Below are 19,748 nucleotides of genomic sequence, written 5' to 3'. Positions count from 1 at the left end.
GCTGCAGGATCACGCCTGCAGCGCGTTCCACATTTCGATGTCCCGTTCGGCGGTCCAGATGCGGGGCGTGTCGATGCCGCGCGCTTCGTCATAGGCGCGGGCCACGTTGAAGGGCAGGCAATGTTCGTAGATCGCATAATCCGAGAACTTGGGGTCGCAGGCTTCGCGCACGGCGTCCCATGCTTCCTTGAGGCTGCCGCCGCGGGCCGCGACACGGGCGGCGGGGGCATAGGTGGAATTCACGAAGTCGCGGGTGCTGGCAATGGCACCCTTGACCGCATCCTTGCCCATCAGCGCGCCGCCGCGACCCGGTGCGATGGCATCCACGTCATAGGCCAGGATATTGTCCAGCGTGCCGCCCCAGTCGTTGAAATGCCCGTCACCGCAATAGCAGGCGGAGTGGTCCTCGACGATGTCACCGGTGAACATCACGTTCTCGTCCGGGACGTGGATGACGGCGTCGCCTGCGGTATGGGCGCGGCCGATCTGTTTGATGTCCACCCGGCGGTTGCCGAGATAGACGGTCATACTGTCGGAGAATGTGGTGGTGGGCCAGGTCAGGCCGGGAATGCTCTCATGCCCTTCAAACAGGCGCGGGAAGCGCTGGAATTCGCTGTCCCAGTCCTCTTGTCCGCGTTCGACCACCATGGCGCGGGCCACGTCGGACATGATGACCTGATCGGCACCATAGGCGGAGGCCCCCAGCACGCGGACCGCGTGGTAGTGGGTCATCACCACATGGCTGATCGGCTTGTCGGTGACTTCGCGGACTTTCTCGATGACCTTGCCGGCCAGGCGCGGGGTCGCCTGCGCCTCGACGATCATGACGCTGTCATCACCGATGATGACGCCGGAGTTGGGGTCCCCTTCGGCGGTAAAGGCCCAGAGGCCGCGGCCGACCTCGTCGAAGGTGATTTTCTTTTCGGTCAGGTCGCCCTGGGAGGCAAAAGCTTTGGCCATGGTATGTCCTTTCTGGCGTGGCGCATGTGGTGGCGTCACATCTGTGTATTTATTGGAACAATGAAGTTCAGGGGAACTTGATTGCCGGTTTGATCGTGCCCACGCAGTCGCCGAAGCCGATGCGGAATCCGTCGCCTTTGGCGGCGCCTTTGAGCGTCATTGTGTCGCCGTCCTCGATGAAGGTGCGGGTGTCGCCGCTGTCCAGCGTGATGGTTTCCTTACCGCCCCAGCTGAGTTCGATCAGCGAGCCGCGCTGATCCTTTTCGGGGCCGGAGATCGTGCCCGAACCCAGCAGGTCGCCCGCGTTCATCGCGCAGCCGGAAGAGGCGTGATGGGTCAGCTGCTGTGCAGCGGAATAGTACATCTGGTTGTAGTTGGTGCGCGCGATGGTGGTCGGCGCCTTGCCTTCGGGGGCCATCGTCACCTCCAGCTCGATGTCATAGAGCATCGGGCCGGGTTCACGCAGGTAGGGCAGCAGGTCCTTTTCGCGTTCGGGCGTGGAGGTGCGGAACGGCTCCAGCGCCGCTTTCGTCACGATCCAGGGGGAGATCGAAGTGGCAAATGCCTTGGCCTGGAAAGGGCCCAGTGGCTGGTATTCCCAGGGCTGGATGTCGCGCGCCGACCAGTCGTTCAGCAGGACATAGCCAAAGATCATGTCATCGGCCTGCGCCACGGTGATCGGGTGGCCCATCTCGGAGGAGGTGCCGACGATGGCGCCCATCTCCAGCTCGATGTCCAGCCGCTTGCTGGGGCCGAAGGAGGGCATATCGGCGTCCGGCACCTTGGTCTGGCCATTGGGGCGCACGATGGGCGTGCCGGAGACAACCACGGTGGAGGCGCGCCCGTTGTAGCCGATGGGGATGTGCAGCCAGTTCGGCGGCAGCGCGTTTTCAGCGCTGCGGAACATGGTGCCGATGTTGGTGGCGTGGTGCTTGCCTGCGTAGAAATCGGTGAATTCGGTGACCACCAGCGGCATGTGCATCCGCGCCTCTGCCATCGGCACCAGGTGGGGCGCGACCTGCGCCTGGTCCGGGGCATCGGCCGCCAGCAGGTCGGTCAGCCGGTTGCGCAGGGCGGCCCAGCCTTCGGGCCCCAGTTCCATCACGTCATTCCAGTAGGGCACGTCAAAGACCGGCTCTTCGGCCAGGTCGATCAGCCCGTTCTCTTCCATTGCGGCCATGTCGAGGATCATGTCGCCGATGGCCACGCCGCAGCGCGGTTCAAGCGTGTTTGTCTCGAACACGCCGTAGGGCAGGTTGTTGAGCGGGAAGTCGGTGTCGGCGCTGTTGGCGCTTTCCACCCAGGATTGGAGGAGGGTCATGGGTATTCCTTGTGCTGATAGTTGCCGGTTTCACCCAGGGCGAAACCGGCAGGCGGCATCATTTCTTGCCGGGGGTGCCGTCGAATTTCTTTTCGAGGTCGGTCCAGCAGTCGATGTAATCGTCCTGCAGTGGTGCCTCCTTGGCGGCGAAGGGGGTCAGGTGCTGCGGGAAGCGGGTTTCGAACATGAAGGACATGGTGTTCTCCAGTTTCTCGGCCTCAAGCTCGGCGTTCGACGCGCCTTCGAAAGCGTTCTTGTCCGGGCCGTGGGGCAGCATCATGTTGTGCAGCGACATGCCGCCGGGGACGAAGCCCTTGGGCTTGGCATCATAGATGCCAAAGATATTGCCCATCAGTTCGGACATGACGTTCTTGTGATACCACGGCGGGCGGAAGGTATCCTCGGCCACCGTCCAGCGGTCGCGGAACAGGACGAAGTCGATGTTCGCGGTGCCTTCGACACCCGAGGGCGCGGTGAGCACGGTAAAGATTGACGGGTCCGGATGATCGAACAGGATCGCGCCGACCGGGCAATAGGTGCGCAGATCATATTTGCAGGGGGCATAGTTGCCATGCCAGGCAACGACGTCGAGCGGGGAATGGCCGATTTTTGTCTCGTGGAACTGGCCCGCCCATTTCACCGTGACGGTGGAGGGCGCGTCGCGGTCCTCAAAGGCGGCGATCGGCGTCTTGAAATCGCGGCGGTTGGCCATGCAGTTGGCTCCGATCGGGCCACGACCGGGCAGGTCGAACTTCTGTCCGTAGTTCTCGCAGACAAAGCCGCGGCAGGGCCCTTCGAGCACTTCGACCCGGTAGACCAGGCCACGCGGGATGATCGCGATTTCCTGCGGTTCAATGTCGATCACGCCCAGTTCGGTGGCAAAGCGCAGACGGCCCTCCTGCGGGACCACCAGCAGTTCGCTGTCGGCGGAGTAGAAATAGGCGTCCACCATGCTGTCGGTGACAAGGTAGATGTGGCTGGCCATGCCGACCTGCGTATTGACGTCACCGGCCGTGGTCATGGTGCGCATGCCGGTGAGCCAGGTCAGTTTTCCTTCGGAATGGGGGACGGGATCCCAGCGGTACTGGCCCAGGCTGACCACGTCCGGGTCCACATGTGGCGCGGATTTCCAATAGGGCAGGTCGATCTTTTCAAAGCGGTGTGTGTGCTTGACCGATGGCCGGATGCGGTAGCACCAGGTGCGTTCGTTCTGGTGGCTCGGCGCGGTGAAGGCGGTGCCGGACAGCTGTTCGCCGTAGAGGCCGTAGTTCACCTTCTGGGGCGAGTTCATGCCCTGGGGCAGGGCACCGGGCAGGGCTTCCGTCTCGAAGTCGTTGCCGAAGCCGGGCATGTATCCCTCATGGGTGCCGACAGGCGTTGCGGCGCTTTTCAGCGCGTGGGGGGCGACGTCCTTATTCATGGCAGGTCCTTTCGCAAAACGTGAAGATCACATATTAGTTGGTTTTGTAACTAACAACGGGATAAATTGCAAAATGCCGAAAAAAGACGGGGCACCGCCGGGGGATACGGTGGATGATTTCGACCTGCGGGGGTTTCTGCCCTATCTGCTGAACATGGCGGCGGAGGAATCCAGCGCGAGTTTTCAGCGATATTACAAGGGTAAATACGGGATGTTGCGCACCGAATGGCGGGTGCTGTTCCATCTGGGGCGCTACGGGGCAATGACGGCCAAGGAGATCTGCGACCGGGCGCGGATGCACAAGACCAAGGTCAGCCGCGCGGTTGCGGCCCTGCAGGCCAAACGATTCCTGACGCGCAGCCCCTGGGAGGACGACAGGCGCCATGAAACCCTGGCGCTGACATCGCAGGGCAGGCAGGCCTATGCCGATCTGGCCGCGCAGGGGAAACAGTTCGACCGGGCTTTGATGGCGGATTTTTCGCAGGAAGAGGCCCGGCTGTTGCGGCAGGCGCTTGTGCGCATCGCCAAATTGTAGGAGCGGCCGGGCCGGCTTGAAAATCCCCGGCGGCAACGGGGGATGCGCCGCCGGGGTCACGCATGGGTCAGGCCGGCTTGGGATCCAGCTTGCCCACGGTTACGTCGAGGGTCAGCTCCTCGCCCTTGCGCAGCACTTTCATCTGTGTGCTTTGTTCAGGCTCGGTGGTGGCCACCGCACGGGTCAGGTCGCGCAGGTCGGTCACCTCTGTCTTGCCAAAGGACATGATGATGTCGCCCCGCTTCAGACCGGCCTTGGCGGCAGGGCTGTCCTCGCTCACCGCTTCGATCACCGCGCCCTTGGGTGAATCGTAGCCCAGGACATTGGCGACCTCTTCGGTCATCGGGCGGATGTTCACACCCAGCCAGCCACGCGAGACGCTGCCGTCGTCGGACAGATCGGCCACAACCGTCTGCACCAGGTCGGCAGGCACGGCAAAGCCGATGCCGACGGAGCCGCCATCGGGCGACAGGATGGCGGTGTTGACGCCGATCACGTCACCGGCGTTGTTGAACAGCGGTCCGCCGGAGTTGCCCTTGTTGATCGATGCATCGGTCTGGATGAAGTCGTCAAAGGGGCCCGAGCGGATGTCACGCGACAGGGCAGAGATGATGCCGGAGGTCACGGTGCCGCCAAGGCCGAAGGGGTTGCCGACGGCGACAACCTCGTCGCCCACCCGCAGGCCATCTGTGGCGCCGAATTTGACAAAGGGCAGGTCAACATCCGCTTCGATCTTGAGCAGGGCGATGTCCGTCATCGGGTCGCTGCCGACCACCTTGGCCTCGAAGCTGCGGTCATCGGCCAGTTTGACGGTCACGGTGTCGGCACCTGCCACCACATGGTGGTTGGTCACGATCTGGCCGTCGGAAGAGATGATGAAGCCCGAGCCCACGCCCTGAAGCGGCCCTTGGTGGCCGGGCATTCCGGGCATGCCGTCCTCGAAGAAGCGGCGCAGCTGCGGGGGAATGTTGCGCGGCATCGGGGCGGGCGTGTCCTGTGCCTTGGTGGTGACTTCGATAAAGACCACGGCAGGGGAGACTTGTTCCACCAGATCGGCATAGCCGCCGGCGGGCACCGCATAGGCCGCAGCAGGTGCGACGGTCAGCGCGGAAGTGGCCAGCAGGGCCGCAGTCAATGCCGCGGCGGCGCTTTGTCTTGGTGATTTCAGTATGGAGTGCATCGGGGTTACCTCGAATTTTCTTGTGCCCACCCCATATGACGGTCTGTCCTTACAGCATCATGGGCGGCCCTATACAAATTTGTAACGCGGCCTGCGGCCCCATATTGTCTATGCAGGAGACCTGCAGATCAGGAACAGAGGTCACGATGAAACTGCTCGTCATAGAAGACGACGCCACAACCGGGCGCTACATCGCCAAGGGATTGCGCGAGGAAGGTCATGTTGTCGATCTGGTCGCGGACGGGCGCGAAGGGCTGATTGCGGCGACGGCGGGGGGGCATGATGTGCTGATCCTTGACCGGATGCTGCCGCAGGTCGACGGGCTGACCCTGCTCAAGACGCTGCGCGGCGCCGGATCGAAGGTGCCGGTCTTGCTGCTGACGGCGATGGGCGATGTCGACGACCGGATCGAGGGGCTGCGCGCCGGGGCGGATGATTACCTGGCGAAACCCTTTGTCTTTGGCGAATTGTCGGCGCGGGTGGCGGCGCTGTCGCGCAGGCCCCAGGCGATGGAGACGGAGACGGTGCTGCGCGCAGGCGATCTGGAAATGAACCTGATCACCCGGACGGTCACGCGGGCGGGGCAGGTGCTGGACCTGTTGCCGCGCGAATTTGCCCTGCTGGAACATCTGTTGCGGCGCAAGGGGCGGGTTCAGACCAGAACCATGTTGCTGGAAGCGGTCTGGGACATCGGCTTTGACCCCGGCACCAATGTGGTGGAAACCCACATCAGCCGGTTGCGCGCCAAGGTGGACCGGCCCTTTGACAAGGAAATCATCCAGACGGTGCGCGGGGCGGGATACCGGATTGCCGCATGACGGCACGGCTTGCGGAACTCTGGCGGTCGATGCCGCTGCGGCTGGCGCTGCTGCTGGTGGCGCTGTTCACCGCAGTCAGCCTGCTGAGCCTCGCGGCCAGCTACGGGTTTACCCAACGCTCGTTCGAGCAGGCCATGCGTGCCGATCTGCGCCAGGACCTTGCGGGCTTTCGCGCCGCCCCCAATGCCCGCGCCGTGGCGGCACTGGTAGAGGCCGAAAGCCGCGAGGCTGACCCCAACCGCATGGTGCTGAGCTATATCGCGCCTTCGGGCAGGATCTTTGGCAACGGGGCGATCGCGCGGGACGAGGCAGGGTTTCACATCATCTCGCTGGACCGGGACCGCGCGCAATATGATGGTGCCTATCTGTCGCTGACCGACCGGTTGCATGGCGGCATCATCACCATCGCCCGCAGTCGGGCAGAGATCGAGGCGCTGGGCGGGGTCTTCCTCAACATCCTGCTGATCAGCCTGCTGCCAACGGCGCTGATCGCGCTTTCGGGCGGGCTGGTGCTGGCACGCCGCTCCAAGCGGCATGTGGAGGTGGTGGGCCGCGCGCTGGACCGGATGACCGGCGGGGATCTGGGCGCGCGCGTCAAGGTCGGGCCGCGCTGGTCAGACGACCTTGCGCAGATCGGCGGCAAGCTCAATCAGATGGCCACCGCGCAGGAGGCGTCTGTCACCGCGCTGAAACAGGTGTCATCGGACATCGCCCATGACCTCAAGACGCCGTTGCAACGGGTTGCCCTGCAACTGGAGGATCTGGAGGGCAAGGTGCCCCCGGACAGCGAAGAGGCCGAACTGGTTGCCCGCACCCGTGCCGAAGTGGCGGATATGGGGCATGTGTTCCAGGCGCTGCTGCAATTGGCGCAGGTCGAGGCCGGATCGGCCCGGTCGCGCTTCGCACCCGTTGATCTGGCGCAGGTCTGCCAGACCCTGGTCGAGGTTTATGACCCCAGTGCCGGCGACAGCGGCCATCGCCTGACCCTGGAGATTGCCGCTGATGTTCCGAAGGTGCGGGGGGACAGGGCTTTGCTGGGGCAGATGGTCTCGAACCTGATCGAAAACGCGCTGCGCCATACGCCTGCAGGCAGCCAAATCACGATTCGCCTGTCGCAACACGCGGCGGGCCGGGTCTGGCTTCAGGTGGCCGATACCGGACCGGGCATTCCGGTCAAGGAACGTGACAAGGTGCTGGACCGGCTTTATCGTCTGGATCGCACCCGCAACACGCCCGGAAACGGATTGGGCCTGAGCCTGGTGGCGGCCGTGGCGGCGCTGCATGGTGCGGAACTCGTGTTGGGTGACAATGAGCCGGGTCTGAAAGTGGACCTGCGCTTCTGATACCCGCTGCGGCGAAATGTGTCGCTGTACAGGCTGCGAAAACAGCCTATGTCCGGGACAGAAGCAATGGAGGCCAGACCATGTTCGACGGATATTCCGCAGAGATCCTCGCGCGGGTGCAGTTTGCCTTCACGATCTCGTTTCACATCATCTTTCCGGCCTTCTCCATCGGGCTGGCCAGCTTCCTGGCGGTTCTGAACGCGCGCTGGCTCTGGACGCGGGACCGCACCTTCCTGATTCTGTTCAATTACTGGGTCAAGATTTTCGCCATTGCCTTTGGCATGGGGGTCGTGTCGGGCATCGTCATGTCCTACCAGTTCGGCACCAACTGGTCGGTGTTTTCGGACAAGGCCGGTCCGGTGATCGGCCCGTTGATGGCCTATGAGGTGCTGACCGCCTTTTTCCTTGAGGCGGGGTTCCTGGGGATCATGCTTTTTGGCCGCGAACGGGTGGGTGATGCGCTGCACATGATGGCAACGGGCATGGTGGCATTCGGCACGCTGATTTCGGCCACCTGGATCCTGTCGGTCAATTCCTGGATGCAGACGCCGGCGGGCTTCAGCATGAACGAGCTGGGGCAGTTCATTCCCGAGGATTGGTGGCAGATCGTATTCAACCCCTCGTTCCCCTATCGCCTGACGCACATGGTGCTGGCCGCCTTCCTGACAACCGCGCTGGTGGTGGGGGCGGTGGGGGCCCTGCACCTGCTGCGCGACCGCAGCGATGCGCCTGCCCGGCGGATGTTCTCCATGGCGATGTGGATGCTGGCGCTGGTGACCCCCCTGCAGATCCTGGCGGGCGATTCCCACGGGCTCAACACGCTGGAACACCAGCCGGTCAAGGTGATGGCGATGGAGGGGCACTTCGAAAGCCATCCCCACGGAGCGCCGCTGATCCTGTTCGGCATCCCCAATCAGGCGGAAAAGCGTGTCGATTACGCGGTGGAGATCCCCAAGCTCAGCTCTCTGATCCTCAAGCACGACCTGAACGCGCCGCTGGCCGGTCTTGATACCGTTCCGGACGAGGATGAACCGCCGGTGGCCATCGTCTTTTTCTCCTTCCGGGTGATGGTGGGCCTTGGCTTTGCCATGCTGGGTCTGGGATTGTGGGGGCTGATCGCGCGGGCGCGCGGGCGGCTTTTCGATGCGCCCTGGCTTTACCGCGTGTCGATGGCGATGGGGCCGATGGGGTTCGTCGCGGTGCTGGCGGGCTGGATCACGACCGAAGTGGGACGCCAGCCCTTTACCGTCTACGGGCTGCTGCGGACCTCCGACAGCCTCTCGCCCGTGGCGGCCCCTGCGGTCGCGGCCTCGCTGATTGCCTTTATCATCGTCTATTTCTTCGTTTTCGGCGCAGGCACCTATTATATCCTGCGCCTGATGGGCAAGCCGATCAAACCCGTGAGCGATGCGCCGATCACGGACGAAGGCCCGACCCGCACCGCCGGGACGACCCCGTCGGTGCAGATGCAGGGCAATCACGACGACAAGGCGAGGACCTGAGATGCTGGGTTTTGAACTGTCATTCATCTGGGCGGGGATCATCGCCTTTGCGGTGCTGGTCTATGTCATCCTCGATGGTTTCGACCTGGGGGTGGGCCTGCTGTTCCCGCTGACCAAGGACGAGAAAGAGCGCAACGTGATGATGAATTCCGTCGCGCCGATCTGGGACGGCAATGAAACCTGGCTGGTGCTGGGCGGCGGCGGGCTGTTCGCGGTATTCCCGCTGGCCTATGCGGTGGTGATGCCCGCGCTTTACATGCCGATCATCCTGATGCTGCTGGGGCTGGTGTTTCGCGGCGTGGCCTTTGAGTACCGCTGGCGCACAAAGCGCTGGAAGGGGACCTGGGACATCGCGTTTTTCGGCGGATCGCTGACGGCGGCGCTGTGCCAGGGCATCGCGCTGGGCGCGCTGGTACAGGGGATCGAGGTCGAGAACCGCGCCTATGCGGGCGGCTGGTGGGACTGGCTGACGCCCTTCACCTTCCTGACCGGTGTCGCGGTGACGGTGGGCTACGCGATGCTGGGAGCCACATGGCTGAACCTCAAGCTGGAGGGGCGCATCCAGACCCATATGCGCAGGCTGGCCTGGCCGTTTGCCATTGCAACGGTGATTTTCATGGCGGCTGTCAGTCTCTGGACACCCTTCCTGCGCTACGTCTATTTCGAACGCTGGTTCACCTGGCCCTCGATGGGCTTCAGCTTTGTCGTGCCGGTGCTGGTGGGGCTTTGCATTCTGGGCCTGTTCCGGGGGTTGCAACAGCAGCGTGACCTGCAGCCGTTCCTCTGCGCACTCAGCCTTTTCGTTCTGGGGTTCATCGGCATCGGGATCAGTTTTTACCCCTATATGGTGCCCGGTGCCCTGACCATCATGGATGCCGCGGCCCCCGACAGTTCACTGTGGTTCACGCTGGTCGGGACATTGGTGCTGGTGCCCATGATCCTTGCCTATACCGCCTATGCCTATTGGGTGTTCCGGGGCAAGATCGACCCGGAAGACGGATATCATTGATGCCGCTCTGGCTGCGTCGGCTAGGATGGTTCGTGCTGCTCTGGGTGCTGAGCATTTCGGCCCTGGGTCTTGTGGCCTATGGGATCCGCGCCGTGATTTTCGCAGGATAGCGTGATGCCCCTTGCCAAGGGCTGCGGGGACAGGCGACAAAGCGGGCCAATCGAAAAGGACCCCATGATGCGCGCGATGCAAGTGACCGCCTATGACGAACCCCTGAGCCTGCGGGAACTGGAGCTGCCCGTGCCCGGACCGGGCGAGGTGCTGGTCAGGATTGACACCTGCGGGTTGAATTTCGGCGACACGCTGATGATCAAGGGGACCTACCAGGAAAAGCCGCCGCTGCCATTTACCATCGGGATGGAACTGGCGGGCCGTGTCGTGGGGTTGGGCGACGGGGTGACCACGCTGGCAAAGGATCAGCGCATTGCGGCCTATGCCGGCTTTGGCGGCCTGTCGGAATATGCGGTCCTGCCTGCGGAGGTCTGCGTCCCGATTCCTGATGAGATGGACGCGGTGGATGCGGCGGCCTTCCTGATCGCCTATGGCACCAGCCATGTCGCGCTGGACTACAAGGCAGGTTTGAAACCGGGGGAACGGCTGCTGGTGCTGGGGGCTTCGGGCGGGGTTGGCCTGACCGCGGTGGAACTGGGCAAGCTGATGGGCGCAGAGGTGATCGCCTGTGCGCGGGGCAAGGAGAAGCTTGAGATCTGCCGCAAGCTGGGTGCCGATCACCTGATCGATTCCGATACCGATGACATCCGCGCGGTGGTCAAGTCGCTGGGCGGGGCGGATGTGGTCTATGACCCGATCGGCGGCGATCAGTTCAAGGCGGCAATGCGCGCCTGCAACCCCGAGGCGCGGCTGCTGCCGCTGGGGTTCGCCAGTGGCGAGGTGCCGCAGATCCCGGCCAACATCCTGCTGGTCAAGAACCTGACGGTTCTGGGTTTTTACTGGGGCGGTTACGCGCGGATCAAACCCGGCGTGCTGACCGACAGTTTCCGCACCCTGATCGACTGGTATGTGGCAGGCAGGATCAAGCCGCATGTCAGCAACGTGCTGCCGCTGGAACAGGCGAACGAGGCACTGGACCTGCTGCGGACCCGCAAGGCCACGGGCAAGGTGGTGGTGCAGGTGTCTCAGCCGGAGTAGTCGTTTTCTTTGAAGAAAACGGTCCGGAATTTTTGAAAATTCCGTGTGCCACGGATCAAACGGTGTAGATCGATGCAGAGGACACAGCCTGTGCGGTCTCGCAGACGGCTCGCCACTGTCGCTACCTGACTTCGTTTTCTTTGAAGAAAACGGTCCGGAATTTTTGAAAATTCCGAACCCTCAGTACCGTCGGGTGGTCGGTCGGTTGACCCGCACACGGGTCTTTTGCCGCTCGCGCAGGAAGACGAACAATCCCGAACCGAGGATCAATGCGATGCCGATCCAGACTTCCCAGGCGGGCAGATCCCCGAAAATCATGAAGCCCCAGAACACCGCCAGCGGCAGGCCCATGTATTCAAAGGGCGCGACCGTGGCGGCATCGGCCATCCGGTAGGCGGCGCTCAGGCAATAGCCGATTACCGCCGCGTTCAACCCCATGCCAACAAAGATCCAGCCGTCCCCCGGCGCGGGCCAGACCCAGGCGCGCAGCAGGAACTGCATCGAGGCCGAGCTGCCCTCGCTCACAAAGCGTCCGTCGCCGGCCACCAGGAAGAACCCCAGCGAAACGACGATGAAAACCGACTGGATGTAGACCGAGAGGGCCGAGGCCTTGCTGCTTACCCCCAGCTTGCGGGTCATCAGCTGATTCAGCGCATAGGTCAGCGCCGCGAGCACCGGCAAAAGCAGCACCAGCCGGGAGGCACCCAGCGTTTCACTGCCGGCCCAGGGCCGTTGCATGATGACAACCCCGACAAATCCAACCATCACGGCACCGAGCCGCAGGAGCCCCACCTTTTCCCCCAGGATCGGGATCGACAGCAGCGTGATGAACAGGGGTGCCGCAAAGAACAATGCGGTGGCATCGGCCAGCGGGATCGCCCCAAGGGCGACAAAGAATGTCATGTTGGCAATCACCACCAGCGCCCCGCGCAGCAGGTGCAGACCCGGCCGGTCGGTCTTGAGGATGTGCCAGCCGCCCTCGATCTGGACCAGCACCAGGCTGAATACGATCCCGATGGCCGAGCGTACGAACACCAGTTCATGCAGCGGATAGCCCCCGGAAAGCCGCTTGATCAGCATGTCGTTCACGGAAATCGCCAGGATCCCGGCCAGCACAAAGGCAATCGCCGGCCCGGCGCGATTTTGGGGAAGCACAGTCATACAATTGACCTATCAGCCCTGCCGCGTCTGTCCAGTGCGTTTGGCGTTGGACAGTCCTGCCAACTTGGCTATCCTGCGCGCAAATAACCCGGAGGTTCCCCATGCAGATGTCAGATACCCGTCAGATTGCGGCGCCCCCGTCAGAGGTTTACGCAGCCCTGCTGGATCCCCAGGTGCTCAAGGCCTGCGTGCCGGGCGCCACCGAGGTCACCGGCTCGGTCGAGGAGGGATACGAGGCGACCGTCGTGCAGAAGGTCGGGCCGGTAAAGGCCACCTTCAAGGGAGAGGTGACAATCACCGATCTGGTTGCGGACCAATCCATGAAGATCGATGGCGCGGGCAAGGGCGGTGCTGCGGGTTTTGCCAAGGGCGGTGCCGACGTGCGGCTGGCGGCAAAGGATGGCGGCACCGAGCTGAGCTATGACGTGGAGGCCAAGGTGGGCGGCAAGCTCGCGCAGCTGGGCAGCCGGATCATCGACGGCTTTGCCAAGAAGATGGCGGATCAGTTCTTCGACAACCTTCAGGCGGCCCTGGAGGGACCGGCGGAAGATGCAGGCGGGGACGACGCCGAAGAGGCCCCCAGGAAAAAAGGCTGGTTCGGTCGGTCAAAAGACTGAACTGAACTGTTTACTTTAACGTCCCGCCGATTAAGTTCGCGCGGGATGAAGGGGGCCTGAGCCATGGCAAATATCGTTGAAATCACAGACCTGCGCAAATCCTACAAGGATGGGTTCCAGGCGCTCAAGGGCGTGAACCTGGGGATTGAAGAGGGTGAAATCCTTGCCCTTCTCGGCCCGAACGGCGCGGGCAAGACCACATTGATCTCTACGGTCTGTGGGATCACCATGCCGACCAGCGGCAAGGTCACTGTCGGCGGGCATGACATCCTGCATGATTATCGCGCCGCGCGGTCGATGATCGGGCTGGTGCCGCAGGAAATCAACCTGGAGCCTTTTGAACGGGTCATCAACACCGTGCGGTTCTCACGCGGTCTGTTTGGCAAGCCGTCCGACGATGCGGCCATCGAGAAGGTGCTGCGGCAATTGTCGCTTTGGGACAAGAAGGACAACCAGATCAGGGAATTGTCGGGCGGTATGAAGCGCCGTGTCCTGATCGCCAAGGCTTTGGCCCATGACCCCCGCGTCCTGTTTCTTGACGAACCCACCGCAGGCGTCGACGTGGAATTGCGCAAGGACATGTGGCAGATCGTCGACAAGCTGAAGGAAGATGGCGTGACCATCATCCTGACCACCCATTATATCGAAGAGGCGGAGGCGATTGCCGACCGCGTCGGTGTGATCGCCCATGGCGAGCTGCTGCTGGTCGAGGAAAAGACCAAGCTGATGACCCGCATGGGTCAGAAGGAACTTGAGGTGCAATTGACCGAGACCCTGACCGAGGTTCCCAGGAACCTGCAGTCCGACGATCTGGCCTTGTCCAGTGACGGGCACGCCTTGATCTATACCTATGATACCAATGCCGAACGCACAGGCATCACCAAGCTGCTGGCGGATGTTGCCGCCGAGGGGCTGGTGCTGCGCGATGTCGTGACCCGGCAATCCAGCCTGGAAGATATCTTTGTCAATCTGGTCAAGGAGGACGCGGCATGAACTGGACGGCTGTCCGCTCCATCTATATTTTCGAGATGTTCCGGTTCTTCCGGACCGTCGCGCAGAGTTTGCTTGCGCCTGTCATCTCCACATCACTTTACTTCGTCGTTTTCGGCGCGGCCATCGGCAGCCGGATCGAACAGGTCGAGGGGGTCGGCTATGGGGCGTTCATCGTGCCGGGGCTGATCATGCTGACGGTCATAACCCAATCCATCGCCAATGCCTCTTTCGGGATCTATTTCCCCAAGTTCATCGGCACGTTCTTTGAGCTTCTGTCCGCGCCGATCAGCTTTCTCGAAATCGTCATGGGCTATGTGGGGGCCGCCGCGACCAAGTCGCTGATCATCGGGTTCATCATCCTGATCACGGCATACTTCTTTGTCGATTTCAGCATCGCCCATCCACTGGCCATGGTGGCGTTCTTGCTGCTGACCACGATCAGTTTCGCGCTCTTCGGATTTATCCTGGGCATCTGGGCGGGCAATTTCGAACAATTGCAGATCGTGCCGCTGCTGATCGTCACGCCGCTTGTGTTCCTGGGCGGGTCTTTCTACTCCATTTCGATGCTGCCGCCGTTCTGGCAGGCAGTGTCGATGTTCAACCCGGTGGTTTACCTGATCTCGGGGTTCCGCTGGGCGTTCTTTGATACCGCGGATGTGCCGATCCTGACCAGCCTTCTGGCCATCGGGCTGTTTACCGGTGTCTGTCTCGGCATCATATGGTGGATTTTCCGCACCGGCTGGCGCATTCGCCAATAAAGCTTCGCCTCGCCTTGTTTGACCGGCGTCGGCGTTCTACATGGGGGGCATGAACAAATGGCTGCCTTTCCTGAAGTCCAACCCGACCGTTGCTGTGATCCGCCTGTCGGGGATGATCAGCACCTCAGGGCGTGGCGTGCTGAACGACGCGACCCTGGGGCCGGTGATCGAAAAGGCGTTCAGCAAGGGCAAACCGGTCGCCATCGCGCTTGAGGTGAACTCGCCCGGTGGCAGCCCCGTCCAGTCTTCGCTGATCGGTGCGCGCATCCGCCGGCTGGCAGAGGAAAAGAAGATTCCCGTCATCGCCTTTGTCGAGGATGTCGCGGCCTCCGGCGGCTACTGGCTGGCCGTGGCCGCGGATGAGATCTATGCCGATCCGTCTTCGGTGCTGGGGTCCATCGGTGTGATCTCGGCCTCCTTCGGGGTGCATGAACTGATCGACAAATACGGCGTGGAACGGCGCGTCTATACCGCTGGCAAATCCAAGAGCATGCTGGACCCGTTCCGCCCCGAAAACCCGGAAGACGTGGCCCGGCTGAAGGTGCTGCTGGAAGACATCCACGAGAATTTCAAGGACCATGTGAACAGCCGGCGGGCAGGCAAGCTGCCCGAGGATCAGGACCTGTTCACCGGAGAGATCTGGCTGGCGAAACGCGCCGCCGAACTGGGTCTGATCGACGGCATCGGCCACCTGCGCCCGATGATGAAGGACCGCTTTGGCGACAAGGTCAAATTCCGCCGCTATGGCGCGCGCAAGGGATTGCTGTCGCGGTTCGGGGCGCAGATCGTCGATGATGCAGTGCAGGGCATCGAAGAACGCGCGGCCTTTGCGCGGTTTGGGCTCTGATGGTATTCAAGATCGTTCTTCTTTTCCTTGTGTTCATGGGGATGCTTGCCTGGTTCGGCAAGATGCACTGGCTCGGCGGCAAGCGCTTCAGCCAGACCAAGTGCAGCGCCTGCGGGCGGTATCGTATCGGCAAGGGCCGCTGTAGCTGCGGGGGGCAGGGCTGATGCTGATGCCGTGGCTGCTGTCTCTTCTGGGGCTGGTGATCCTGCTGCTGGCAGGCGATGCGCTGGTGAAGGGCGCGGTAAACCTGTCGTTGCGGCTGGGTGTGCCCGCACTGATCGTCAGCCTGACCATTGTGGCCTTTGGCACATCCGCCCCGGAGCTGCTGATCTCGATCAAGGCCGTGATCGACAATGCGCCGGGCATTGCCCTGGGCAATGTGGTGGGATCGAACACCGCCAATATCCTGCTGGTGCTGGGCATACCGGCCTTGCTGGCAACCATGCACACCTCTGAATGCAACACGCGCAAGACATATAATTTCATGATCGCCGCCTCGGTGCTGTTCATCGCGCTGGCGTTCCGGGGTGTCTTTGACTGGATTGCCGGGCTGGTCCTGCTGGGCGGGCTGGCCTATGTGCTGGCCGATCAGTTCGGTGAGGCCTGCAACCACCGCAACGCCTGCAAAGGCGATGATGCCGAGGAACCCGAAGGGGCCGACCCCGACATGCCGCGCTGGCAGATTGCGGTTTTCCTGGTGCTGGGCCTGATCGGCCTGCCGCTGGGCGCAAGCCTGCTGGTGGACAATGCCACCATCATCGCAACCGCCTATGGGGTCAGCGATACGGTGATCGGTTTGACCCTGGTGGCGGTCGGCACCTCGCTGCCGGAACTGGCCACGACAGTCATGGCCGCCCTGCGCCGCCAGGCGGATGTGGCGCTGGGCAATGTGATCGGATCGAACATGTTCAACCTGCTGGCGATCATTGGCATCGCCAGCCTCGTCGGTCCCATCGACGTCGACCCCGCCTTCCTGAGGCTCGACCTTTGGGTCATGCTGGGCGCGTCGCTGCTGCTGATCCCCTTTGTCTATCTGGGCCGCGACATCACGCGCATTTGGGGGATTGCCTTGTCCGCTCTATATGCCCTGTATCTTGTGGTCGTGTTGAGCTGAGGAGAACGTGATGAAACGGGCGTTGGTGACCGGTGCGGGAAAGCGGCTGGGCCGCGCAATGGCGCTGTACCTGGCGGCGCGGGGCCATGATGTGGCCGTGCATTACGCCAGTTCCGCCGAAGGCGCGGAAGAAGTCGTGCGCGAGATCGAGGCGATGGGCCGCAAGGCCACGGCGCTGCAGGCCGATCTGCTGGAGGACGCCGCGACGGAAAGCCTGCTGCCCCGCGCGGCCGCGGCACTGGGCGGGCCGATCACCTGTCTGGTCAACAATGCCTCGATCTTTGAATACGACACGCTGAAATCCGCAACCCGCAGCAGTTGGGACCGGCATATGGGCAGCAATCTGCGCGCGCCCTTCCTGCTGACACAGGCCATGGCCGCGCAGGGGCTGACCCCGGATCGGGACGCGAACGGAGAGCCGCTTGCGACCGGTCTGATCGTCAACATGATCGACCAGCGGGTGCGCAAGCTGACGCCTGAGTTCATGACCTATACGCTGGCAAAGATGGGGCTGTGGGCCATGACCCATACCACCGCGCAGGCGCTGGCCCCGGTCATCCGGGTCAATGGCATCGGCCCCGGACCAACCCTGAAAGGCGCCCGGCAGAGCGATGCGCATTTCGCCCAGCAACGCGCCAGCGCATTGCTGGAGCGGGGGGCCAACCCCGATGACATCACTGCCGCCCTTGGCTATTTTCTGGATGCGCCGGGGGTCACGGGACAGTTGCTGTGCGTCGATGGCGGGCAGCATCTGGTCTGGCAGACACGCGACATCATCGGTGTCGAGTAAGACCCCGGGCGAAAGTTCTGCACGGCGCTGCGGAGGTGTTACAAAACCGTTGCAAAAGTCGTTAAGATTCAATGAATTGGCAAGGGTTAATAAACTTAACGTGGAAAATCAAGAGGTTGCATATCTGCCTAAATATTGTGCGTTTCGGTGAAGCGGGCCGGATTCAAAGAAAAATTCCACCTGCGTCAGAGTTATCTGCAGAGTTATCCACATATTTGGTGGACAGGTTAATCCTTGTCATGACCAGCCGCCTGTTGCAGGCCAACCGGAGAATCAGAACGGGACGATGACGGAAGAAACGATCAAACCGCAGCTGGGTCACGAGGTCATCCAGGGCTATCTCAAGACCATCGACACCTCGCCGGGTGTCTACCGGATGCTGGATGCGGAAAGCCGGGTGCTTTATGTGGGCAAGGCGCGGAATCTGCGCGCGCGGGTCAGCAGCTATGCGCGCCCCACCGGGCATTCGCCACGCATTGCGCGGATGATCTCCAACACCGCCTCGATGATGTTCCTGACCACCAGGACCGAGACTGAGGCGCTGCTGCTGGAACAGAACCTGATCAAGCAGCTCAAGCCCAAGTTCAACGTGCTGCTGCGCGACGACAAGAGTTTTCCAAACATCCTCGTCACCACGGATCAGGACTTTCCCCAGATCAAGAAACACCGGGGCGCCAAGAAGGAGAAGGGCGCCTACTACGGTCCCTTCGCCAGTGCGGGGGCGGTGAACCGGACCCTGAACCAGTTGCAGCGGGTGTTTCTGCTGCGCGATTGTTCGGATGCCATGTTCGACAGCCGCACGCGGCCCTGCCTGCAACACCAGATCAAACGCTGCAGCGCCCCCTGCGTCGGCAAGATCAGCAGCAATGAATACCGCCAGTCCGTGCGGGATGCGGAAAGATTCCTCTCGGGCAGGACGACGGATATTCAGGCCCGGCTGGCGGGCGAGATGGCGCAGGCCTCCGAAGCGATGGAATTTGAACGTGCCGCCGCCCTGCGCGACCGGATCAAGGCGCTGACGCAGGTGCAGACGGCCCAGGGCATCAACCCCAAGGGCGTGGCCGAGGCGGACATCATCGCGCTGCACATGGACAGCGGGCAGGCCTGCGTGCAGGTGTTCTTCATCCGCGCGAACCAGAACTGGGGGAACCGCGATTACTACCCGCGCGTCGGCGCAGACGTGGATGCCGCCGAGGTGCTGGAGGCCTTTATCGGTCAGTTCTATGACACCCGTGAGCCGCCGCGCCAGCTGATCCTGAGCAACGAGATCGAAAACCCCGATCTGATGGCGGATGCGCTGTCGGGCAAGCTGGGCCGCAAGGTGGAACTGCTGGTGCCCCAGCGTGGCGAAAAGGCCGAGCTGGTGGATGGCGCCCTGCGCAACGCCCGCGAGAGCCTGGCCCGCAAGATGGCGGAGACGGCGACACAGGGCAAATTGCTGAGCGGTCTGGCCGAGGCATTCGACCTGCCGGGACCGCCGCAGCGGATCGAGGTCTATGACAACTCGCATATTCAGGGCGCCCATGCGGTGGGTGCCATGATCGTGGCCGGACCCGACGGGATGATGAAGAATCAGTACCGCAAGTTCAACATCCGCGGTGATGAGCTGACCCCCGGCGACGATTTCGGCATGATGAAAGAGGTGCTGACGCGCCGTTTCAAGCGCCTGATCAAGGAAGATCCGGAACGCAGGGAAGGCCAGTGGCCGGAGCTGTTGCTGATTGACGGCGGGGCCGGGCAGGTCTCTGCCGTGGCGTCGATCATGCGCGAATACGGGGTCGAGGATATTCCGATGGTCGGTGTTGCCAAGGGCGTGGACCGCGACGCCGGCAAGGAGGAGTTCCACCGTGTTGGCAAACGCCCGATGGCGCTGCGCCATAACGATCCGGTACTGTATTTCGTCCAGCGCCTGCGCGACGAGGCACATCGTTTTGCCATCGGCACGCACCGCGCGAAACGCGCCAAGGCAGTCGGGGCCACGCCGTTGGACGATGTGCCGGGCGTGGGCGCGGCCCGCAAACGTGCATTGTTGGCGCATTTCGGATCCGCCAAGGCGGTGGGGCGCGCGAACCTGAGCGATCTCAAGGCGGTTGAGGGCGTATCCGGCGCATTGGCCGAGACGATATATGCTTATTTTCATGACCGGGGCTGACCCGGAGGAGCGGCTGCGCCGCGCTCGATCCTGTTTTCTGATGGGGGACGCTGTCCCCCAAACCCCCTGGGAATATTTT

General features: G+C 62.6%; 20 protein-coding genes. 15 read left to right on the top strand and 5 right to left on the bottom strand.

All coding sequences use genetic code 11. From position 1 onward, the window contains the following. Positions 1-9: 9 nt before the first annotated feature. The 3 genes from ACWNZ3_RS14890 to hmgA form a co-directional block, all read right to left on the bottom strand. Positions 10-960, bottom strand: coding sequence for an MBL fold metallo-hydrolase (locus ACWNZ3_RS14890; protein ID WP_496900426.1), 951 nt, complete (start codon positions 958-960; stop codon positions 10-12). 67 nt (positions 961-1,027) lie between these two features. Next, positions 1,028-2,281, bottom strand: coding sequence for a fumarylacetoacetase (gene fahA, locus ACWNZ3_RS14885; RefSeq protein WP_496900425.1), 1,254 nt, complete (start codon positions 2,279-2,281; stop codon positions 1,028-1,030). 58 nt (positions 2,282-2,339) lie between these two features. Then, positions 2,340-3,701 (bottom strand): homogentisate 1,2-dioxygenase, encoded by a 1,362-nt coding sequence (hmgA, locus tag ACWNZ3_RS14880; protein ID WP_496900424.1) that lies wholly within the window; start codon positions 3,699-3,701, stop codon positions 2,340-2,342. Positions 3,702-3,774: 73 nt separating this feature from the next. On the opposite strand from hmgA, the gene ACWNZ3_RS14875 reads away from it, so the two are divergent. Continuing rightward, complete coding sequence (locus tag ACWNZ3_RS14875) at positions 3,775-4,236, top strand: MarR family winged helix-turn-helix transcriptional regulator (protein ID WP_496900423.1); 462 nt, start codon at positions 3,775-3,777, stop codon at positions 4,234-4,236. A gap of 67 nt (positions 4,237-4,303) precedes the next feature. Here ACWNZ3_RS14875 and ACWNZ3_RS14870 read toward each other — a convergent pair whose 3' ends face one another. After that, positions 4,304-5,416 (bottom strand): Do family serine endopeptidase, encoded by a 1,113-nt coding sequence (locus ACWNZ3_RS14870; RefSeq protein WP_269361437.1) that lies wholly within the window; start codon positions 5,414-5,416, stop codon positions 4,304-4,306. 146 nt (positions 5,417-5,562) lie between these two features. On the opposite strand from ACWNZ3_RS14870, the gene ACWNZ3_RS14865 reads away from it, so the two are divergent. The 6 genes from ACWNZ3_RS14865 to ACWNZ3_RS14840 all read left to right on the top strand — a co-directional run bounded on the left by ACWNZ3_RS14865 (position 5,563) and on the right by ACWNZ3_RS14840 (position 11,237). Further along, positions 5,563-6,234 carry a winged helix-turn-helix domain-containing protein gene (locus tag ACWNZ3_RS14865; protein ID WP_269361435.1) on the top strand — a complete coding sequence of 224 codons (672 nt, stop codon included), beginning with the start codon at positions 5,563-5,565 and terminating at the stop codon, positions 6,232-6,234. Continuing rightward, positions 6,231-7,577 (top strand): sensor histidine kinase, encoded by a 1,347-nt coding sequence (locus ACWNZ3_RS14860; protein WP_496900422.1) that lies wholly within the window; start codon positions 6,231-6,233, stop codon positions 7,575-7,577. Before ACWNZ3_RS14865 ends, ACWNZ3_RS14860 begins: the two co-directional genes overlap by 4 nt. 80 nt (positions 7,578-7,657) lie before the next feature. Further along, on the top strand, positions 7,658-9,079 hold the full coding sequence (locus ACWNZ3_RS14855; RefSeq protein WP_496900421.1) for a cytochrome ubiquinol oxidase subunit I: 1,422 nt from the start codon (positions 7,658-7,660) through the stop codon (positions 9,077-9,079). 1 nt (position 9,080) lies between these two features. Then, positions 9,081-10,088 carry a cytochrome d ubiquinol oxidase subunit II gene (cydB, locus tag ACWNZ3_RS14850; RefSeq protein ID WP_496900420.1) on the top strand — a complete coding sequence of 336 codons (1,008 nt, stop codon included), beginning with the start codon at positions 9,081-9,083 and terminating at the stop codon, positions 10,086-10,088. Continuing rightward, a complete protein-coding gene (locus ACWNZ3_RS14845; RefSeq protein ID WP_269361429.1) occupies positions 10,088-10,198 on the top strand; it encodes a DUF2474 family protein in 111 nt (36 codons plus the stop codon). Before cydB ends, ACWNZ3_RS14845 begins: the two co-directional genes overlap by 1 nt. Positions 10,199-10,265: 67 nt before the next feature. After that, positions 10,266-11,237 carry an NADPH:quinone oxidoreductase family protein gene (locus tag ACWNZ3_RS14840; protein WP_496900419.1) on the top strand — a complete coding sequence of 324 codons (972 nt, stop codon included), beginning with the start codon at positions 10,266-10,268 and terminating at the stop codon, positions 11,235-11,237. A 180-nt stretch (positions 11,238-11,417) separates the two neighbouring features. On the opposite strand, the gene ACWNZ3_RS14835 is transcribed toward ACWNZ3_RS14840, so the two are convergent. Then, positions 11,418-12,398, bottom strand: a complete 981-nt coding sequence (locus ACWNZ3_RS14835) for a DMT family transporter (RefSeq protein ID WP_269361426.1) — start codon at positions 12,396-12,398, stop codon at positions 11,418-11,420. 101 nt (positions 12,399-12,499) lie between these two features. Here ACWNZ3_RS14835 and ACWNZ3_RS14830 point away from each other — a divergent pair, with 101 nt between their 5' ends. From ACWNZ3_RS14830 to uvrC, 8 genes are all read left to right on the top strand, one after another. Continuing rightward, positions 12,500-13,015, top strand: a complete 516-nt coding sequence (locus ACWNZ3_RS14830) for an SRPBCC family protein (protein ID WP_269361424.1) — start codon at positions 12,500-12,502, stop codon at positions 13,013-13,015. A 63-nt stretch (positions 13,016-13,078) separates the two neighbouring features. After that, the gene (locus tag ACWNZ3_RS14825) at positions 13,079-14,008 is read left to right on the top strand and encodes an ABC transporter ATP-binding protein (RefSeq protein ID WP_496900418.1); all 930 of its coding nucleotides are present in this window, start codon (positions 13,079-13,081) and stop codon (positions 14,006-14,008) included. Then, the gene (locus tag ACWNZ3_RS14820; RefSeq protein WP_269361420.1) at positions 14,005-14,766 is read left to right on the top strand and encodes an ABC transporter permease; all 762 of its coding nucleotides are present in this window, start codon (positions 14,005-14,007) and stop codon (positions 14,764-14,766) included. Before ACWNZ3_RS14825 ends, ACWNZ3_RS14820 begins: the two co-directional genes overlap by 4 nt. Positions 14,767-14,815: 49 nt before the next feature. Continuing rightward, complete coding sequence (locus ACWNZ3_RS14815; RefSeq protein WP_496900417.1) at positions 14,816-15,613, top strand: S49 family peptidase; 798 nt, start codon at positions 14,816-14,818, stop codon at positions 15,611-15,613. Next, positions 15,613-15,777: a hypothetical protein gene (locus ACWNZ3_RS14810; RefSeq protein ID WP_205388213.1), complete on the top strand. Its 165-nt coding sequence runs from the start codon at positions 15,613-15,615 to the stop codon at positions 15,775-15,777. The genes ACWNZ3_RS14815 and ACWNZ3_RS14810 overlap by 1 nt, the downstream gene beginning before the upstream one ends. Before the next feature lie 5 nt (positions 15,778-15,782). Continuing rightward, positions 15,783-16,727 carry a calcium/sodium antiporter gene (locus ACWNZ3_RS14805; protein ID WP_496900416.1) on the top strand — a complete coding sequence of 315 codons (945 nt, stop codon included), beginning with the start codon at positions 15,783-15,785 and terminating at the stop codon, positions 16,725-16,727. 10 nt (positions 16,728-16,737) lie between these two features. Further along, positions 16,738-17,517 carry an SDR family oxidoreductase gene (locus tag ACWNZ3_RS14800; RefSeq protein ID WP_496900415.1) on the top strand — a complete coding sequence of 260 codons (780 nt, stop codon included), beginning with the start codon at positions 16,738-16,740 and terminating at the stop codon, positions 17,515-17,517. A 286-nt stretch (positions 17,518-17,803) separates the two neighbouring features. After that, positions 17,804-19,669 carry an excinuclease ABC subunit UvrC gene (gene uvrC, locus ACWNZ3_RS14795; protein WP_496900414.1) on the top strand — a complete coding sequence of 622 codons (1,866 nt, stop codon included), beginning with the start codon at positions 17,804-17,806 and terminating at the stop codon, positions 19,667-19,669. Positions 19,670-19,748: the final 79 nt, after the last annotated feature.

The sequence above is a fragment of the Sulfitobacter sp. IGS-18 genome (assembly GCF_059628195.1).
Note: the sequence above shows the minus strand (reverse complement) of the source record. Positions and strands in the feature narration are given on the sequence as shown.

Bases quoted from the DNA above. Each gene is read 5' to 3' on its own strand.
- ACWNZ3_RS14865 (WP_269361435.1), top strand. From the start codon at position 5,563: ATGAAACTGCTCGTCATAGAAGACGACGCCACAACCGGGCGCTACATC.
- ACWNZ3_RS14840 (WP_496900419.1), top strand. From the start codon at position 10,266: ATGCGCGCGATGCAAGTGACCGCCTATGACGAACCCCTGAGCCTGCGG.
- fahA (WP_496900425.1), bottom strand. From the start codon at position 2,281: ATGACCCTCCTCCAATCCTGGGTGGAAAGCGCCAACAGCGCCGACACC.
- ACWNZ3_RS14845 (WP_269361429.1), top strand. From the start codon at position 10,088: ATGCCGCTCTGGCTGCGTCGGCTAGGATGGTTCGTGCTGCTCTGGGTG.
- ACWNZ3_RS14835 (WP_269361426.1), bottom strand. From the start codon at position 12,398: ATGACTGTGCTTCCCCAAAATCGCGCCGGGCCGGCGATTGCCTTTGTG.
- cydB (WP_496900420.1), top strand. From the start codon at position 9,081: ATGCTGGGTTTTGAACTGTCATTCATCTGGGCGGGGATCATCGCCTTT.
- ACWNZ3_RS14820 (WP_269361420.1), top strand. From the start codon at position 14,005: ATGAACTGGACGGCTGTCCGCTCCATCTATATTTTCGAGATGTTCCGG.
- ACWNZ3_RS14800 (WP_496900415.1), top strand. From the start codon at position 16,738: ATGAAACGGGCGTTGGTGACCGGTGCGGGAAAGCGGCTGGGCCGCGCA.
- ACWNZ3_RS14830 (WP_269361424.1), top strand. From the start codon at position 12,500: ATGCAGATGTCAGATACCCGTCAGATTGCGGCGCCCCCGTCAGAGGTT.
- ACWNZ3_RS14870 (WP_269361437.1), bottom strand. From the start codon at position 5,416: ATGCACTCCATACTGAAATCACCAAGACAAAGCGCCGCCGCGGCATTG.
- uvrC (WP_496900414.1), top strand. From the start codon at position 17,804: ATGACGGAAGAAACGATCAAACCGCAGCTGGGTCACGAGGTCATCCAG.
- ACWNZ3_RS14860 (WP_496900422.1), top strand. From the start codon at position 6,231: ATGACGGCACGGCTTGCGGAACTCTGGCGGTCGATGCCGCTGCGGCTG.
- ACWNZ3_RS14890 (WP_496900426.1), bottom strand. From the start codon at position 960: ATGGCCAAAGCTTTTGCCTCCCAGGGCGACCTGACCGAAAAGAAAATC.
- ACWNZ3_RS14875 (WP_496900423.1), top strand. From the start codon at position 3,775: ATGCCGAAAAAAGACGGGGCACCGCCGGGGGATACGGTGGATGATTTC.
- hmgA (WP_496900424.1), bottom strand. From the start codon at position 3,701: ATGAATAAGGACGTCGCCCCCCACGCGCTGAAAAGCGCCGCAACGCCT.
- ACWNZ3_RS14810 (WP_205388213.1), top strand. From the start codon at position 15,613: ATGGTATTCAAGATCGTTCTTCTTTTCCTTGTGTTCATGGGGATGCTT.
- ACWNZ3_RS14815 (WP_496900417.1), top strand. From the start codon at position 14,816: ATGAACAAATGGCTGCCTTTCCTGAAGTCCAACCCGACCGTTGCTGTG.
- ACWNZ3_RS14805 (WP_496900416.1), top strand. From the start codon at position 15,783: ATGCCGTGGCTGCTGTCTCTTCTGGGGCTGGTGATCCTGCTGCTGGCA.
- ACWNZ3_RS14825 (WP_496900418.1), top strand. From the start codon at position 13,079: ATGGCAAATATCGTTGAAATCACAGACCTGCGCAAATCCTACAAGGAT.
- ACWNZ3_RS14855 (WP_496900421.1), top strand. From the start codon at position 7,658: ATGTTCGACGGATATTCCGCAGAGATCCTCGCGCGGGTGCAGTTTGCC.